Annotated in this window: 16 protein-coding genes and 1 pseudogene; 9 read left to right on the forward strand and 8 right to left on the reverse strand. The window is 36.3% G+C overall.

The window, feature by feature from the left end:
• Positions 1-433: 433 nt before the first annotated feature.
• The 9 genes from IPK35_24140 to IPK35_24180 all read left to right on the forward strand — a co-directional run bounded on the left by IPK35_24140 (position 434) and on the right by IPK35_24180 (position 14,430).
• Complete coding sequence (locus IPK35_24140) at positions 434-1,048, forward strand: TetR/AcrR family transcriptional regulator (protein ID MBK8056274.1); 615 nt, start codon at positions 434-436, stop codon at positions 1,046-1,048.
• A gap of 48 nt (positions 1,049-1,096) precedes the next feature.
• Positions 1,097-2,419, forward strand: a complete 1,323-nt coding sequence (locus tag IPK35_24145) for a TolC family protein (protein ID MBK8056275.1) — start codon at positions 1,097-1,099, stop codon at positions 2,417-2,419.
• A 20-nt stretch (positions 2,420-2,439) separates the two neighbouring features.
• Positions 2,440-3,474 (forward strand): efflux RND transporter periplasmic adaptor subunit, encoded by a 1,035-nt coding sequence (locus IPK35_24150; GenBank protein ID MBK8056276.1) that lies wholly within the window; start codon positions 2,440-2,442, stop codon positions 3,472-3,474.
• Between the two features lie 128 nt (positions 3,475-3,602).
• Entirely contained in the window at positions 3,603-6,659 is a 3,057-nt protein-coding gene (locus IPK35_24155; protein ID MBK8056277.1) for an efflux RND transporter permease subunit, read from the forward strand.
• A gap of 114 nt (positions 6,660-6,773) precedes the next feature.
• Positions 6,774-7,670: a tetratricopeptide repeat protein gene (locus IPK35_24160; protein ID MBK8056278.1), complete on the forward strand. Its 897-nt coding sequence runs from the start codon at positions 6,774-6,776 to the stop codon at positions 7,668-7,670.
• Between the two features lie 140 nt (positions 7,671-7,810).
• Positions 7,811-9,205 (forward strand): DUF5009 domain-containing protein, encoded by a 1,395-nt coding sequence (locus IPK35_24165; GenBank protein ID MBK8056279.1) that lies wholly within the window; start codon positions 7,811-7,813, stop codon positions 9,203-9,205.
• 48 nt (positions 9,206-9,253) lie between these two features.
• Positions 9,254-10,138, forward strand: coding sequence for a DUF1684 domain-containing protein (locus IPK35_24170; GenBank protein ID MBK8056280.1), 885 nt, complete (start codon positions 9,254-9,256; stop codon positions 10,136-10,138).
• A gap of 617 nt (positions 10,139-10,755) precedes the next feature.
• Complete coding sequence (locus IPK35_24175; GenBank protein MBK8056281.1) at positions 10,756-11,484, forward strand: hypothetical protein; 729 nt, start codon at positions 10,756-10,758, stop codon at positions 11,482-11,484.
• Positions 11,485-11,886: 402 nt separating this feature from the next.
• Positions 11,887-14,430 (forward strand): glycoside hydrolase family 3 C-terminal domain-containing protein, encoded by a 2,544-nt coding sequence (locus tag IPK35_24180; protein MBK8056282.1) that lies wholly within the window; start codon positions 11,887-11,889, stop codon positions 14,428-14,430.
• Between the two features lie 119 nt (positions 14,431-14,549).
• Here IPK35_24180 and IPK35_24185 read toward each other — a convergent pair whose 3' ends face one another.
• The 8 genes and pseudogenes from IPK35_24185 to IPK35_24220 all read right to left on the reverse strand — a co-directional run bounded on the left by IPK35_24185 (position 14,550) and on the right by IPK35_24220 (position 17,791).
• Positions 14,550-14,849, reverse strand: coding sequence for a type II toxin-antitoxin system RelE/ParE family toxin (locus tag IPK35_24185; GenBank protein ID MBK8056283.1), 300 nt, complete (start codon positions 14,847-14,849; stop codon positions 14,550-14,552).
• Positions 14,846-15,091: a type II toxin-antitoxin system ParD family antitoxin gene (locus IPK35_24190; GenBank protein MBK8056284.1), complete on the reverse strand. Its 246-nt coding sequence runs from the start codon at positions 15,089-15,091 to the stop codon at positions 14,846-14,848. The genes IPK35_24185 and IPK35_24190 overlap by 4 nt, the downstream gene beginning before the upstream one ends.
• Positions 15,092-15,234: 143 nt before the next feature.
• On the reverse strand, positions 15,235-15,534 hold the full coding sequence (locus IPK35_24195) for a helix-turn-helix transcriptional regulator (protein ID MBK8056285.1): 300 nt from the start codon (positions 15,532-15,534) through the stop codon (positions 15,235-15,237).
• A complete protein-coding gene (locus IPK35_24200) occupies positions 15,524-15,859 on the reverse strand; it encodes a type II toxin-antitoxin system RelE/ParE family toxin (protein ID MBK8056286.1) in 336 nt (111 codons plus the stop codon). The genes IPK35_24195 and IPK35_24200 overlap by 11 nt, the downstream gene beginning before the upstream one ends.
• Before the next feature lie 121 nt (positions 15,860-15,980).
• Positions 15,981-16,133 carry a hypothetical protein gene (locus IPK35_24205; GenBank protein ID MBK8056287.1) on the reverse strand — a complete coding sequence of 51 codons (153 nt, stop codon included), beginning with the start codon at positions 16,131-16,133 and terminating at the stop codon, positions 15,981-15,983.
• A 38-nt stretch (positions 16,134-16,171) separates the two neighbouring features.
• Positions 16,172-16,609 (reverse strand): hypothetical protein, encoded by a 438-nt coding sequence (locus IPK35_24210; GenBank protein ID MBK8056288.1) that lies wholly within the window; start codon positions 16,607-16,609, stop codon positions 16,172-16,174.
• Positions 16,610-16,686: 77 nt separating this feature from the next.
• Complete coding sequence (locus tag IPK35_24215; GenBank protein MBK8056289.1) at positions 16,687-16,944, reverse strand: T9SS type A sorting domain-containing protein; 258 nt, start codon at positions 16,942-16,944, stop codon at positions 16,687-16,689.
• 168 nt (positions 16,945-17,112) lie between these two features.
• Positions 17,113-17,791: pseudogene (locus tag IPK35_24220) on the reverse strand (alkylmercury lyase family protein).
• Between the last annotated feature and the right edge of the window lie 409 nt (positions 17,792-18,200).

An 18,200-nucleotide genomic window follows, 5' to 3' on the forward strand; every position in this document is an offset into this window, starting at 1 on the left:
TAGCCCGTGTAAAAAAACTACATAAAGGTGATATACGCTACGTTTAATTTCTACAAAATAGTATTCTTGTTGACAAAGAAGAAAACGGCTTCACAAAATCCCTAACTAATCATTGTCCCTTAACTCTACAGTCAAAAACTAGTGCTCTGTCAATTTAACCTTAACAAAACATTATGGCCATTTCTTCTGTGAGTCGAATCCAAAAAATATAAATAGCAACAATACTTTTTTTACAGAATTATTTCAAAACTGGGAACAACGCCAATATTATATCTAAACATGTCTACCTGGTTTGGATTCAACAGGCTAAGTTTACTTCTTAGCTGACTAATTCTATGATTTTCGTCGAATAAAAAGACGTTTATATATATACATTGGTCATTTACTAAACACTGTTTATTAAATTTGCGTTGTAATTTAAATTTACTTTTATATGGGTCTCACAGAAAGAAAAGAAAGAGAGAAAATAGAACTTAAAAATTTAATTCTGGATGCTGCGCGAAAAATTTTGTTGGCACAAGGTCAAGATGGTTTATCAATAAGAAAAATAGCAGATGAAGTTGAATATAGTCCGGCGACTATCTACCTCTATTTTCCAGATAAAGATGCTATTTTGCACGAATTGATGGAAATGGGTTTTGGTGTGATGAATGAATACATGATGCCATCATATGCAGAAAAAGATCCGATCAAAAGGATACATAGCATTGGCCATGCATATATCAAGTTTGGACTAGAAAATAAAGATTGGTACGAACTCATGTTCAACTCTGATAAGCCTATGAAACACATCGAAAAATGTTGTGAAGATTGGGACCAAGGTATGGCTATGTTTGCTTTTTTGACTCAAACATGTCAAGAAGCGATCAGTCAGTTGGAAATCAAGGATTTGGAATCAGATATTTTGGCTTTACATCTATGGAGTAGTGTTCACGGCTTAGTAAATTTATCCCTTACAGAAAGATTAGAAATAGTACAGAGAAATAATAGCTCTGAGTTGATAACCAAAACATTGGATGCAATCATCCTAACCGTATTTAGAAAATAATTTTTTTATATTAAAATAAACAGTGTTCATTAAACAAACACATAAAATATGTCCAGACATTATATAATATTATTACTCATCTTTGGAGTAAATATGGCAGTAGCCCAAGACTTTTTGCCCATAGTAAATATGGCTTGGGAAAACAACCACGAGCTGAAGGCTAAAAATTTTCAGCTCGAAAGCGCTACCAAGTCCTGGCTAGAAGCCAAGGCAATGTACGGGCCAGATGTAAAATTTGGAATCCAATATACCCTAGCCGCAGGTGGTAGAAGTATTGCTTTTCCTGTAGGAGATTTGCTCAATCCGGTGTACAGTACACTCAATCAGATTACTCAAAATAATAGCTTCCCACAGATATCCAATGTCAATGAGCAATTTTTGCCCAATAATTTTTATGATGCCAGATTTAGAGTGACCCAAGCTATCTACTATCCAGATTTGGCCATCAACAAAAAACTAAAAATGGAAATGTTGGAACAAAAAAATCTGGAAATCAAAGCTTTCAAGCGTTTGGTTAGCAAACAAACTATGCAAGCTTATATCCAATATGCCATGACTCAAAACGCCATAGATATATACCTATCAGCGGACACACTTCTTAATGAAGCCAAACGCACTACTCAAAGTATGATCAAAAATGGCAAAGCTTTACCAACGGCAATGTCGCGATTAGAAAATCAATCAGCAGAACTTTTATCTCAAAAAACCGAAGCCCTATCCAATCAAAAAAATGCTGAAAATACACTCAGATTTGTTTTAGGTATAAATGAAACAGGTAGTATTCCTAGCTTGGATGGATTTAATCGTATTCCTACTTTAGTCTTGGATAATATTGCGGACAGAGAAGAACTTTTACAACTTAAACAAGCTACCATAATGCAATCTCTGGCAGTTCAAAGAGAAGAAAAACATTACTTACCCAAAATAGGTGCACAATTGGATGCAGGAAGTCAGGATTTTGATTTTGGATGGGAGCCTTATGCTTTACTCGGAATCAATGTGGATATGAACATATATGATAGTAAAAAGCATCACCATAGAAAACAAGCCGCTAAAGCTGAAATTATGGCCACTGAAGCCATGTATTTACAAGCCGAAAACCAAATAAAACTTCAACAAAATGTAGCCAAAGAAAATCTCAATACTGCGATCAAACAAGCCAATATCTTTGAAACCAGAATCAAGGCAACACAGAAAATTTATGATGAAGTATTTGCCAAATACAAAGAAGGAACCGCCGGATACATAGAGTTGGTAGATGCACAAACCCAATATACTCAAATAAAAATGCAACATCTTTTAGCTAAAAATAATGCCTGGATCAAGTGGGCAGAATATATTTATGCAACAGCCATTTTTCCTATTCAATAATTAAATTCAAACCTATCACCATGAAAATATTAAATATCTCAATAGCTATTTTAGGTCTTTGTTTCTTTGCTTGTAAACAAGATCAAAATGAACCATCTCCAACACCCAAAAAGGCTTCAAACTTTGTAAAGATACAAAATATAGATACCATCACTGAGTCTGATATCATCGAAGTACTAGGTATCGTGATGAGTGAAGCAGAAGGTAGGCCTTCATTCAAAACTGGTGGTGTCATCAAGAAAACTTATATAAAAGAAGGAGATATCGTCTCCAAAGGCCAACTATTGGCCACTCTGGAAATGCAAGAAATCAATGCTCAAGTGCAACAAGCAGAAGAAGGACTACAAAAAGCAATTCGCGATAAAAATAGAGTGGGCAATCTTTATAAAGATAGTGTTGCTACATTAGAGCAGTATCAAAATGTATCTACGGCTTATGAAGTAGCCAAAAGAACTTCAGAAATTGCTAATTTCAACAAACAATACTCTGAAGTTAGAGCTCCGATCTCAGGAAAAATAATCAAACAAATCATGTATAGCGGTGAGATTACTGGTCCAGGCAATCCCATTTATGCTATACTTGGAATAGGGAAAAGTGACTGGGTCGTACAAGCAGGTCTTACAGATAGAGATTGGGCTAGAGTACAGAAAAATGATAAAGTCAATATTAAATTGGACGCATATCCTGGTCAAAATTTTGCAGGAATGGTTTCCAAAAAATCGTCTGTTGGTGGCAGTGCAAGTGGTACTTTTGATGTAGAAATCAAATTCGTAAGCCAACCTGCAAATCTAGCTGCCGGATTGATCACAAATCTGTCCATCACATCAGGAAAGAAGGAAAATTTTATGGTCATACCTATCGAAGCCTTGATAAAATCTAATGGTCAATCTGCATACGTTTTTACTGCCGAAAATGGTAAAGCCAAGCAAACCAAAATTACAATAGCTAAATTATTAGGTGATAAAGTGGCAGTATCTTCAGGTCTTGATGGCGTCACCAACGTGATCACCACTGGAGCTATGTATTTAGAAGAAGGAGATCCAGTAGAGTATTAATTTGAACAACCGAATTATTTGAACAACAGAATTATTTGAATGATTCGAACAACCGAATGTCGAACAAAGAGTACATCAGATGGAAATCACAAAATCACTAAATCACAAGATCACCAAATAAAAAAAACATGGGTTTTAATAAATTTTTTGTAAAAAATTGGCAGTTTACTTTGGTCATTTTTACGGCCGTTATGGTATTGGGTATTAATGCACTTTTTAATATGCCTAGAGCCGAAGATCCTCCTTTTGGTGCACCGATATTTTCTATTGTAATAGTGTATCCGGGTACCAATCCTGCAGATATGGAAAAACTCGTAGCAGACCCGATAGAAGAAGAGTTGTATCAATTGGCCGACATTAAAAAAATCAACACCACAATTAATGACGGTCTTGTAGTCATGCTAGCTGAGTTTAATTTCGGAGTCGATGTAGAATCCAAAAACAATGATGTCATCAGAGAAATCAATAAAATACGACCCGAATTACCAGAAGGTATCATTCGTTTTGATATCAAAAAGGCTGCATCGAGTGACGTCGTCATATTACAATCTGCCTTAGTTTCTGATACTGCCTCTATGGAGCTGATGAAAGATCTTGCACAAAATCTCGAAAAAGATATAGAACGTATTAAGGACATCAAATGGGCAGAAATTCAAGCTTCACCAGAAAAGGAGATACACCTAGACTTGGATTTAGATAGAATGGCAGCAATGAAATTAGGCTTAAATCAAGTCATAGGGCTGATCCAAGCTAACAATATCAACATACCTGGTGGTGACATTGATCTAGGTCAAAAAAAGTATAACATCAAAACCACCTCTGAATACAAGACCATTGATGACATTAAATCTACTATCGTACAAGTTACTCCTCAGGGTAAGACAGTCACTTTGGGCCAGATAGCAACCATTTACTATACCGAAGAGACAACTGACCATATCGCTAGGCACAATAGCCGCCGAGCCATTTGGATAAACTCAGCTATGAAGGACAAAAAAAACATTATTTCTGTTCGCAAAGAGTTAGAAACAGTTCTTTCTGCATTCAAAGAGAAATTGCCAAAAGGAATCACTTTAGAAAACGCTTTTGATCAGGAAAAAGGAGTAAGATACCGATTGTCCGGCCTTGGAAGAGATTTTGCCATAGCCATATTCTTGGTATTATTGACCTTGCTGCCATTGGGTACAAGAGCATCTATTGTGGTGATGATTTCTATTCCATTGTCATTGAGCATTGGTCTGTTTATGTTGGATTTACTAGGATATACGCTCAATCAATTGAGTATAGTAGGTATGGTAGTTGCCTTGGGATTGCTAGTAGATGATAGTATCGTAGTGGTAGAAAACATAGAGCGATATATGCGCAAAGGCATCTCTGCGCGTGAAGCCGCTGTTTCTGCTACCAATCACATTATGGTAGCGATTTTGGGTTGTACTGCTACCTTGATTTTGGCTTTTTTACCATTGGCCAATCTTCCTGAAGGCTCAGGTGATTTTATACGACCCTTGCCCATGGCTGTCATGCTGACGGTAATCGCATCACTTTTTGTATCTGTTACGATCATTCCATTTTTATCATCCATCTTACTCAAATCCCACGAAAATGCTGCCAGTGGTGATGGAAATTTTTTCTTTAATGCATTAAAAAAATATGTAAATAATCCTTATCAAAGACTATTGGAATGGTGTATGTCTCATAAACTGGTTACCTTAGTCTTTGCAGCTGCTATTTTTATGATGTCGTTATTACTGATACCTGTATTGGGTTTTAGCTTATTTCCAGAATCAGAAAAACCCATTATCACTATCGATATCGAAACCGAACCAGGATCTAATCTTACCCACACAGACAAAGTTGTCCGTAAGGTAGAGCAAAAGCTTTTGACATTTACAGAAATAGATCACATCAGTGCCAATGCTGGCAAGGGTAACCCAAGAATATACTACAATGAGTTTCAACGACAAAACTCTGCCAATTTCGGTCAAATCATTGTCTATCTCAACGAAAAAACTAAAGTGCCGGATATTATCAGATTTGCAGACAAAGCCAGAAGTGCTCTTGCCAGTTTTCCAGGTGTAAAGATCGAAGTCAAAAGGTTTCAGCAAGGTCCACCAATATCCGCTCCTATCGAAATGAGGATCATGGGCAATAATCTGGATACTTTAGACATCCTAAGTACTAAAGTGGAGAAGCTAATGAAAGAAAAGTCAGGATCCATGTATGTGCGCAACGACTTAAAATATGTAAAATCAGATATCGTTGTAGATGTAGATAGAGAGAAAGCAGGCCTTTACGGAATCAGTAGTGCAGAGATAGCTAAGACTGTAAGGCTTGCCATAGTAGGACTGCAGATAGGTGAAATCAGCAATTCCGAAGGCGATGAATTCAAAATGAAAATTTCTCTATCCCAAAATACTGAAAATGCCCTTCAAATGTTTGATAAGGTTTTTGTCACATCTATGAGCGGTTCACTTATACCTTTAAAAAGCATGGCATCAATTTCTTTAAGACCATCAGCATCTATCATCAGACATTTCAATAAAGAAAGATATGCACTGGTCAGTTGTTTTGTGCAAAATGGGGTTAATGTAAGCAAGCTTACAGACGAGATATTAGATGATATTAATAATGAGGTGACCATGTCTGAAGGTTATAGAGTGGTCGCTGCTGGAGAGCGTGAATCACAACAAGAGTCTTTCGGAGGCCTAGGTACCATCATTATTCTTACTGTATTTGGTTTACTGGCCATACTAATACTGGAGTTCCGTACCTTCAAGTCGACTATTATAGTCTTAAGTGTGATTCCTATGGGTATCATCGGGGCATTAGTAGCTTTGTACATAGCAGGTGAGTCTATGTCATTTGTAGCCACAGTAGGTATTATAGCATTGGTAGGTATCGAAATCAAAAACTCCATTCTTATGGTAGATTATACTAATGGTCTCCGCGAACAGGGTATGAACCTTTACGAAGCTGTAATGGATGGTGCCGAAACTAGATTTTTACCTATTTTACTGACTTCAATGACAGCTATAGGTGGCTTGACACCTTTAGTTCTCGAAAGCTCACCTCTTATCAGCCCATTAGCCATAGTTTTGATAGGTGGATTGATCAGTAGTACTCTGTTGAGTCGATTGGTGACACCTGTATTGTATTATTTGATACCGCCTGAGATAAAGATGTAACTTAGATTTTAAAATCAATAATTATTTGGAATTTTTTATTACATCAAATTTAAATATTTACATTTACGTCATGCTTATTTTAAAAAATTAAACATAGCTTAAATCAACAAAGAGATGAGAATTATAATCTTATTTACATTATTATTGACTCAAATGGTACTCCATGGTCAGATCACATTTTGTGGTAGTACCACCTACCCTTCACTTACTTTTTCTGAAACTGCCAGGGAAAAATCAGAAAACGACCTGGCAATAGCCAAAGCAAACTATGAAACCGATGTCAAAAATGCTGACGCCATCATATGGTATGGCAGGAGATTGGCTTACCTCGGCAGGTATGATGAAGCCATTGAGATATTTACCAAAGGAATTTTGCTGCATCCATACGATGCCCGCATGTTCAGACACAGAGGTCACAGATACCTGACCACAAGGTGCGTGGACAAAGCTATTGCGGATTTCATCAAAGCTACCTACCTGATAAAAAATCAAAAAGACGAAGTCGAACCGGATGGTATACCCAATGCCAAAAATATACCTACCAGCACCCTACAATCCAATATATGGTACCATCTTGGGTTAGCATACTATCTCAAAAAAGATTTTAAAAATGCCGAAAAAGCGTACAGGGAATGCCTTAAAGTATCAAAAAATCCGGATATGTACGTTGCCACAGCCAACTGGTACTTTATCACCCTCAGGGAACTTAAAAAAGAAAAAACAGCTGCAAATCTTCTGGCAACTATACACAAAAATATGGAACTAATAGAAAATGAAGGATACCTCCAGATTTTATTGCTGTACAAAGGTGGCCAGAATGCCGATGACATGTTGCAAAATCTGATAAAGGACAACAACACACTTACTAATGCCACTGCTGGTTTTGGCCTGGGGAATTACTACAGACTTAAAGGAGATAAGGCTAAAGCTAAAGAAATATTTGAGCAGGTAATTCGTGGCAGTCAATGGGGAAGTTTTGCCTATATGGCTGCGGAAATATGGGCGCATTGATTTAAAAAGAAAAAGATTTATGCCAAAAAGAAAATTGATTTCGAATATTTATTATCATAACTAACTAATTTACAATACATTATGATATAGATTTTTCGCAGAATATTTTCTGTTCACTATAATTTAGATAAAGACAGTTTATGAATAGACGTAATGAAAGTCTTGACGCCCTCAGAGGAATAGCCATCCTGGGTATGGTATTGAGTGGTAGCATAGCCTACAGCGATGTGATGCCTGGCTGGATGTTTCACGCACAGGTGCCTCCACCATCGTTTAAGTTTGACCCTTTAATCCCTGGAATTACCTGGGTAGATTTGGTTTTTCCATTTTTTCTGTTTTCTATGGGTGCAGCTATGCCCCTGGCACTCAACAAGTATATTCAGCAAAATTCAGGACCAATTCCTGTGATAAAATTGGCATTCAGAAGATTTATACTGCTTACTTTTTTTGCATTGTTTTCTCATCAGATGAAGGCGTGGGTACTGGCTGAAAATCCCGGAATGACTGAACATCTCATGTCGATGGTATCATTTGGTCTTTTGTTCGCTGTTTTTTATGAATCAAAAAACCATCAGAAAATCCGTCTTTTTATCATGTCTATGGCCTTAGTAGCTTCGGTAGCTATGATGGTAATCTGGCATCAAAATTACAGGGGATTTGACCTTTACAAAAGTGATATCATCATCATGCTACTCGGCAATATGGCGCTTTTTGGAACTTTGATTTATTATTTTACTCATGACAAACCATTGCTCAGGTTGGCCATTTTGCCATTGATTTTTGCAGTGTTTGTGGCAGCCAAGGAACCTGCATCAGGTTGGGCAAAAGAGTTGTTTAACTTCAATAACATAGCAGGATATAAATTTGATTGGATGTACAGATTTTATTTTTTAAAATATCTCTTTATAGTTATCCCGGGGACATTTGCGGGAGAGTGGATGATACGTTACAGATCAGCTCAGATGGTACTTTCGGGTCAACATAAAATATTTGTAACCTGGATTTCTTTATTGCTGATCGTGTGTAATTTGATAGGATTGTACACCAGACTACTCGAAATGAATGTTTTGATTTCAGTGATTCTTTGTGGTATTGCTCTTTTTGCCGTACATAAAGAAAATATCACAGGTAGCACGAAGTGGTTTGTGCAGGCTGGAAGCTATGCTTTGATCCTTGGCCTTTTTCTCGAAGCGTATGAAGGGGGCATCAAAAAAGATGTGTCCACATACAGTTATTATTTTGTGACTACAGGATTATCATTTTTCTGTTTGATTTTTTTCAATCAGTTATCTGACACAAAAATATGGAAAAATCCCATTCACTTCCTGGCACTTACCGGTAAAAATCCCATGGTCGCTTACGTAGCGGGAAATCTGTTACTGCTACCAATCTTGAGCATCACCGGTTTAAAAACCTACTGGGAGATGTTAAATCAAAACTTTTTGGCCGGTACTTTTAAAGGCATACTATTTACAGGAATTGTTGCGCTCATTACGATATTTACTGTGAAGAGGAAGTGGTTTTGGAAGACTTGATGGGTGACATCAGACGATAAAGTATTTCTCACTATAAAAAATTAAATTATGCGCTATCAAAAATATTGTGTTTTCATATGCTGTTGGTTTCAGCTTTTTGTTGCTTCAGCACAGTCTGAAGAATATCTAAAAAAATATGAGATTTGGAAAAGCGAAAGAGTACAAGAATTGAAATCTGAGCAGGGGTATTTAAACCTTGCTGGATTGTTTTGGCTGAAGGAAGGAGAAAGTACTATTGGCAGCGATAAATCCAATAAAATTCATTTTGATACAGAAAATACAGCTGGTTCTCTTGTTAAAGTAACCTTAAAAAATGGAGAAGTCTGGTATGATCCTTTGGATAGTAAAGATGTATATATCTTAAACAAACCAGCTACCAAGACAAAGCTTTATCCGGTAAATGGATCTCCTATAGTAGTCACACACCATGAGCTCAGATGGTTTATCATTCAAAGGGGAGAAGATTTCGGTATCCGGTTAAAAGATTTTAAAGGCAAATATTTGCAAAATTTTAAAGGAATAGAATATTTTCCATTGAATCAAAATCTGATAGTGGAAGGCAGATTTGTGCCTACTCCTGGTAGAAAGATTGATATCAAGCTTGCTACAGGTCATCCATATGTACACAATTCACCAGGTAAAGTGATCTTTTTTATCGATGGCAAAGAAATGAGTTTAGATGCAACGGGAACATTGGAAAAATTATCCTTTGTATTCGGTGATGAGACTAATAGTGATGAGACCTATGGCGGTGGAAGATTTTTAGAAGCTGATGGCCCTGATACCAACAACAAAGTGATCATTGATTTTAACAGAGCATACAATCCTCCCTGCGCTTTTACGCCTTATGCTACCTGCCCGCTACCAACAAAAGAAAATAAACTGCTGGTATCCATCAGTGCAGGTGAAAAATTCACCGACCATGATGAGTGAATCGAAACCTTCCTTATCTGGATACTTAAGCCCATTTATTTTACAAATTGAGGTGAAAACCTGATGCGATATCTTGGCTTGAAAACATTACTCCTGTTTTTGAAAAAATAAGGATACATTCAACTTCTTTATTAAAACTATCATATTGAACTGCTTAAAAATTTGGTTACTCGTAGTTTATATAACCAAATTCACTATTTTTCTGCTTCAATTATCATACTTTTGATCAAAATCCAGCAAAGATGCCAATAAAGTATTTTTTAATTATCAGTCTGCTCCTGGGGCAGCGATTTTCTTAATTTAGCTCAGATATATTCCCAATCTTAATATTTTGATGCTTTAACATCATGGTACTTCATGATTTTAATCATTGCTCTTTTCACAAAAAAAAGTAACATTTGTATATTATTCAATTTAGAGTATGTTTAAATTTTTATTGCCTTAAAATCAATGTGTTATAAATCTGACTTCAATCGCCTTATTTAGCTTGTTAAATTAGTTGATTTTTTTTTGCCAGAACCTTAATCTATTGATTTACAACTAAGAAGTTTTTTAAATATACTCTTAAACCTATTATTGAAAAAATACTTCATTATGGAATTTAAAAAACAAATATTTTGAAAACAAACTTTACACATCAGAGATCTTGGGTTGCTAATTCAGGTGCTTTATTGATTATTTGCCCATTGATCATCATCATTTTTTTAAACGGGTGTAGTATCACTAGTATGTTAGTTGGGAGTAAAATGAAAACAAGAGGAGATATTCTGGTTTCTGGTGGAGAAATTCATAAAATAGGCAGGGATAAAAAAGTAATGATAATATTAAAAACTGCAGATACTTTACAGGGTGTTTTTAAAGGTACCGACCTTGTTCCACTTGATGAATACACAGCACTTTATCTGGAGAAATGTTCAAAGTTATTGCTTGATTTCGACATGCCTTATCCTGGAGAAGATATCAGCTTTAAAATTATTAAAAGTAACACAGCTATTCAGAGTAAAAATATAACTTACTCTTACATTTTTGAAGGTTTTGACCAGAATAAGGCAATATTGAAAGATAATAAAAATAATATAAAAATGTGCCTATTGAATAACATAGACTCTCCAAATACAAGTTTTAGCAAGATTAATGATTTGATCGTATCCGGAGAAATTCCTACAAGGACAATTTTAATCATTGAAACGCTACAAGGGTTGCAAAAGATAAATACATTTGACATTCAGTATATCAAATTTCAAGATCCAAAAAACTATTCACAAAGGGGATTACTTATCGGACTGGGTGTAGACCTTTATTTAATTTGGTTAATATATACGTCGTTATCACAATTGACTTTGTAAAGGCATGAAAAAAATCGCAGGAAGTTAAATGAAATGAAAAATCGATGGGGCAGTATAATTATTGATAAATCGATATCAAACAAGAAGATATATGATTTTATTGGCTTCCCATCATACATCTACACACTATTGTGCTAAAAAATTTGAAAAAGTTCAACTTCTTTTTTAAAGCTATTATACTATACTGACCTGCTAAAAATTTAGGTTACTGGCAATTTAAATAACCAAATTCGCTTCTTTTCTGCTTCAATTATCATACTTTTGATCAAAATCCAACAAAGGATGCCAATAAAGTATTTTTTAATTATAACCCTGCTCCTGGGGCAGCGATTTTCTTCAGCTCAGATAAACAAAGACCCGTCATCATCAGCTGGAAAAAGGGCGAAAGACCTTCTGACACGAATGACCCCTGAAGAAAAATTCAGGCAATTGTTTATGATACCGGGTGATATTACGGGGATGGAAGATAAATACAAAGCCGGAATTTTTGGATTCCAGGTGAATACTGCCGGCAAAAGTGGTGATGCGGCACAACAGATTCTCCAATACGATCCGGGTGCCAATGCGTATGAAACAGCGGTGAAAATCAACCAGCTTCAACGGTTTTTTCTTGAGAAAAGCCGACTTGGAATACCACTTATTCCTTTTGATGAAGCATTGCACGGGTTGGTACGCGATGGAGCTACAGCATTTCCACAATCTATTGCACTGGCAGCCACCTGGAATAAAAAACTGGTCCATCAAATAGCTGATGCCATAGCTCAGGAATGCAAAACGAGAGGAATACGGCAGATATTATCACCCGTGGTCAATATCGCTTCGGATGTGAGATGGGGCCGCACAGAAGAGACCTATGGTGAAGATCCGTATCTGGCATCAGAAATGGGAGTGGCGTTTGTATCGGCATTTGAAAAAAAAGGAATCATAACGACTCCCAAACATTTTGTAGCCAATGTAGGTGACGGTGGTCGCGATTCTTATCCTATCCACTGGAATGACAGGCTCATGCGTGAAATTTATCTTCCGCCGTTTGAGGCATGTTTTAAGCGCGGAGGCTCAAGATCTGTGATGACTTCTTACAATTCTTATGATGGCAGTCCTTGTACAGCTCATGATGCTTTGCTCAATCAACTATTGAAAAAAGAATGGGGTTTTGACGGTTTTGTGATCTCTGATGCAGGTGCTACGGGCGGTGCCAATGTACTTCATTTTACGGCCAAAAACTATGCTGACGCCACCACACAATCTATCACCAATGGACTGGATGTCATTTTTCAGACAAGTATCGACCACGAATCTCTTTTTTCTACTCCTTTTCTCAACGGTGATGTAAAAAATAGTGTGGTTGATTCAGCAGTATTTCGTGTGCTTAAGAAAAAATTTGAATTGGGACTTTTTGAAAATCCTTATTCCGATCCCGATGAAGCTAAAAAATGGAATGGTCATACTGACCATCGTACACTTGCCAAAAAAGCGGCTTTGGAGTCCATGGTATTGCTCAAAAATAATAAAAAAATCCTGCCTTTGTCCAAAAACGTCCGATCGATAGCTGTCATTGGTCCCGATGCTGATGAAGCCAGACTGGGTGGTTACAGCGGTCCGGGAAATAATAAAGTTTCCCTACTGACAGGCATAAAAAACAAAGCCGGAAATAATATCAAAGTCAATTACAGTTACGGTTGTAAACGAACTTCTGAAAAATATGAAGTAGTACCGGGTAAGTACCTTTCAAATAATAAAGAGGTGAATAAACTTGTCGGACTGTATGCAGAATATTTCAATAATGTCACTTTCAGCGGAAAACCGGTATTTACTCGGATAGATGAAAAAGTAAACTTCCAATGGACCCTTTTTTCGCCCGATCCGGAAAAGCTCTCTTATGATTTTTATTCTGTAAAATGGTCTGGAAAAATCAAATCTCCAACCACCGGCAGATACAAAATAGGCATCGATGGCAATGACGGTTATCGATTATATCTCAACGGAAAACTACTTATCGACAATATAATCAAGAGAAGCAGAGAAGTAAAAGTAGCTGAATTTGACTTTATAGCCGGAAGAGAGTATGACATCAGGATAGAATATGCAGAGCCTGTGGGCAATGCATGGTTCAAACTGATATGGAATGTCGGAGTGAAAGACTCAGACAGTAAGCAAATAGAAGATGCTGTAAAATTGGCATCAAAAAGCGATCTCGCCATCATATCAGTGGGCATCGAAGAAGGAGAGTTTCAGGACAGGGCGTCACTGCGTCTGCCCGGAAGACAGGAAGAACTCATCCAGAGAATTGCTGCCACAGGTAAGCCGATAATTGTCCTCCTTACCGGAGGATCAGCTATCACTATGAGCAATTGGATGGATAAGGCTGACGCTATAATACAAAACTGGTACGCCGGTGAAGATGGTGGAAGTGCCATTGCCGATGTGCTGTTTGGTGATTATAATCCTGCCGGAAGGTTGCCGATCACTTTTCCGGTCTTTGAAGGTCAACTACCTTTGGTTTATAATCACAAACCTACAGGCAGAGGAGACGACTATATCAATCTCACAGGTCAGCCACTCTTTCCGTTTGGTTATGGCTTGAGTTACACTACATTTGACTACAGTGATATGAAGTTGAGCAAATCTGTCATTAAGGAAGATGAAACTGTAACCGTCAGTTGTAAGATAACCAATACTGGAAACTTAGCAGGAGATGAAGTTGTCCAGTTGTACATCAGGGACGAACTGGCTTCTCTTGCAAGACCTGTGATGGAGTTAAAATCATTTGAAAGAATCCACCTTAAACCAGGAGAATCCAAAACGGTATCATTTGAAATTACCCCTGAAGCCCTACAGATGTACGACATTAATATGAAAAAAGTGGTAGAACCGGGAGATTTTCGTATCATGATAGGGGCATCATCAAAAGATATCAGGCTGAGAGGAATATTGAAGGTAGAGTAATTTAAAAATAATGAATTATTCAATTGTATTTTTCGCTTTAATCCAAGATAACGGTTTGGCACTGGCGACGGACGACCGATAGGGAGTCTGTAGTCCAGTGCATTGTTATGTAGGGTGATTTATTCATTCAGATTCTTTTCGATATCCATTTTTTGATGTAATATTCTATCTATGTAAATTGTTGATCCTTTTACTTTGTATATTATCATATGAGATTTCACATTAGTTCTTCTGTGTCCTTTTTTCATTTCGTCGATAGGTTTCCCGATATCTGAGTTTTCACAAATTTTATCTATTGCCGAAAATATCTCATTGTAATATTTGTTCGCTTGTTCTTTAGACCACTGTTCAACCGTATATTCCCATAGATTATCTAAATCTTCTAATGCAAATTCGCTTATTTCAAACTTAAGCTTCATTTTTTGTAACTTTGATTAAGTTTTTCTAAGTGTTTTACTGGGTCAAAATTTTTCACATAACCACTTTTTTCTCCCGCTTCGATTGCTTCCCTAAGAATCTTAATTTTCTGTTCCCTTTCATCTACAAGTCTTAGTCCTTCTCTAATAACTTCACTTGCAGAAGAATACCGACCAGATTCTATGCTTTTTTCAATGATTTGTTCAAAATGTTCCCCTAAGGTTACTGATGTGTTCTTTGACATTTCTACATTTTTTCACAAAGATACCAATATTTGGTATAGTTGTCAAGTGTTTTTTGGGATATTCCTCATCCTACATAACGGATAGGCTTTGCGTCGGATGAAGCGATAGCGAATCTGTCGTCAAAGCCGTTGTTATCTCGGGGTTATTCAATTATTATGTTTATTCGTTTGCCAAGTCCAAATTCAAAAAGTCTAAAAAGTGTCGATATTTGAATGTCAGTCTTTCCATTTTCAACTCTGGATATATAACTCTTTTTCGCTCCAATTTTATCAGCCAATTCTTCTTGTGTTAAATTTGCTTCAAGGCGTTCTTCTTTTAAAAGTTCACCTATTACAAATGACTTTGCTTTGGATTCAAATTCCGTTCTCTTCTCAGAGCCAATTTGTCCGTATTGCCTTGTTAAATGTTCTTCGAATGTTGTAATCTGTTTGCTATTTTTCATTAAAATATTGTTTTTTAATTGTAATTGCTTTGTTTATTTCTTTTGTTGGTGTCTTTTGTGTTTTCTTTGTAAATCCATTCATTATAACTACAATTTTATCTTCATCAAAACAAAAAAATATTCTGTATATATTTGATCCTTGTTTAACTCTTAAATAAAACAAATTCTTTTCTTGTGTTGAGCCTATATGTTTGCTAGGAACTTGTTTGACATATTGTAACAGGAAAAGACCAAAATCCATCTTCTCTTTTACTTTCTGTTCCTGATTCTCGTAAAAATCAAAGAAGTAAGTTTTAAAGAAGATCAATTTTCGAATTTGTTCCATGATCCAAGGTTAACTAATTGTGGAACATTTTCAAATTTTTGTAATCTTTTTTAATCCGAGATAACGGTTTGGCTACCTGACGGCTCGTCCCGATAGGGCGAGATGTCCGTGGTAGCCTGTGTTATGGCTTCGTGATTCTTGCTTTTTTATCTGCTTCTTCTAGTTCCTTCATTATGTCACGATCTTTTACGAACTCTTTTGCCCATTGCAGTTTCTCAACGAAGAGTTGTTTGCCTTTTAATTCTTCTGTAAGGTTTTTATCAACCTTTCCCATTATTTTTACTTTTTTTTGGACTTTCTTTTAACATGATTTTACTTTTTAGCTATAAAAAATGCTCTATAATCTTTCCCTTTTATGAAACGTTCAATTTCGCCATCTAGTTCGCCATAAAGTATAAATTCTTGATCTATAAAGTCAAAAAACATTGTCAAATACCTTCTATAGAGCCTTGTCCTTGAATGAGTACTACCTTGGGCCAATACAACAGTACCAGAATATGTGGCAAAAAAATCGAAAATTGTTGAAGCAACCGTTGCCAATACCTTTTCCGTATCTTTATTATCGGTAATTATTAGATCGTCGATTGTTCCTAATGCTCCATTTCTATCACCAAAGGCAAGGTTGTATAATGGTCCTTCAACATGTTGATAGATTACAAGTTTTTGAATATAGCCTTTAGGTCCAACACTTGTAAAGCTAAAAGTTAGAACATCATCAGTAACTAAAGTATCGTATCTCTCTAAATTCATTTCTTCAAAACCTTAAGTACGTTGGATTCAAAATATCAAAAGTGAAGATTTATTGGGATTATATCAAATCCTACGTACTAAAATCTCTGGTCTCCAACCACAAAGATAAGGATTCCGTATGGAAGTTCAGACAGATTTATGGTGTTTTGTCCTTCAGAGATATCCTGGTTTTTGAGTACTTTACCATAAACATCCATGATTTGCACGGATGTTGGTTGTGTAGTCGTGATGGTTACTTCTGATGATGCAGGATTTGGATAAATACTGGTTTCTCCATTGCCATTATATCTTACGCTTACTATATCGCTATAGCTGTACTTACCATTATAGTCCACTTGTTTAATTCGATAGTAGTTAATGCCGATGGATGGAGATGTGTGGATGTATTCATAGTGTTTGGTCCTGTTGCTGGTGCCATCACCTGGAATTCCAAATGTTGAGGTTTGTACTTTTGCCCCACTTTTGGCAACCGATGTTAGTGGCTGGTGTTCTTTTGGTCATCGTCAAAATCTTTCTTTTGAGGCATCTAAGTTCCAAATCTTACCTTCAAGCTCATACTCTCCAAAAATTCGTTTTGCATCTTCAATTGTCCATTTTGTCCAATTTGGGTTTAAATGATTTCCGTACCATTTTTTTGAAAACGCCCAAATTTTCTCAATGGGCTGAATGTCACCCTTTGAAATGTTGTCGTATTGTCCAACTGTCAATTTGTTCTTCATTTTCAAATATCAACATATTGCTACAAGTGTAAATTACGTTGTCCCAAGCATTCTTCATTGGTATTGGAAAATGAATGAAATAATTCTTTTCTTGAATTTCTCCATTCACAATATTGATTTCAATTTGTTTTGTTTCTGCTCCGATTGTTGTCGTTATTTTCACGTCTTGGTTGAGCAATGCCGCAACACCTAATGAACACCAAGCACAATTTCCCCACCATTGCATATTTTTTGTCTGCACATAAAAATTTGTCGGTGCTAATGAAAAAGGATGTATTACCCATATTTTGGGTTCGTTTGGGTGCAATACTACACCGTGATAGTCTTGCAGTTCGTATAATCCATTAATTACTTGTTCCTTGTCTGCTTGCAAAGTTTCAGTAAGGTCTGCAACTGTTGGTGCAAAACCGTTGTCAATAATTCCTTTGATTATATGATAATGAAGATTTGAATTTGTTACCATTATTTTATCTTATAGATTGTTTCGTTACACTTGCCACTAACACAAAGGAAAGTTGATGAAAGCCTTACTACCAAAGCCGGAATTGGCAAATATTTCTAAAGGCTTCATCAACTTTACAAGTTTCATCCCGTAGGAATTCTTTCCAACGGGATAAACGAAGCCGGTGCAGGGAATAAGGGTAACGCTTTCAATTGAATTGGCTCTCAATGGTGTCTTTCGGCTTAATTTAATGTCAAATATAGGCAGGATATTTTATTTCATGTTGATTTTAAAAAGATTTGACATCTTATCTTTAATTTGCTACTGTAAAGAACTGGTTTTGCTGGTGGGTAATCATATTTTTCTTTATCGAATGTGGTATTCTGTTGTTTTTTTTTTCATCTCGGTATTCAAATATAACAAAAAGTTC

This window comes from Saprospiraceae bacterium, from assembly GCA_016713025.1.
GTDB lineage: Bacteria > Bacteroidota > Bacteroidia > Chitinophagales > Saprospiraceae > OLB9.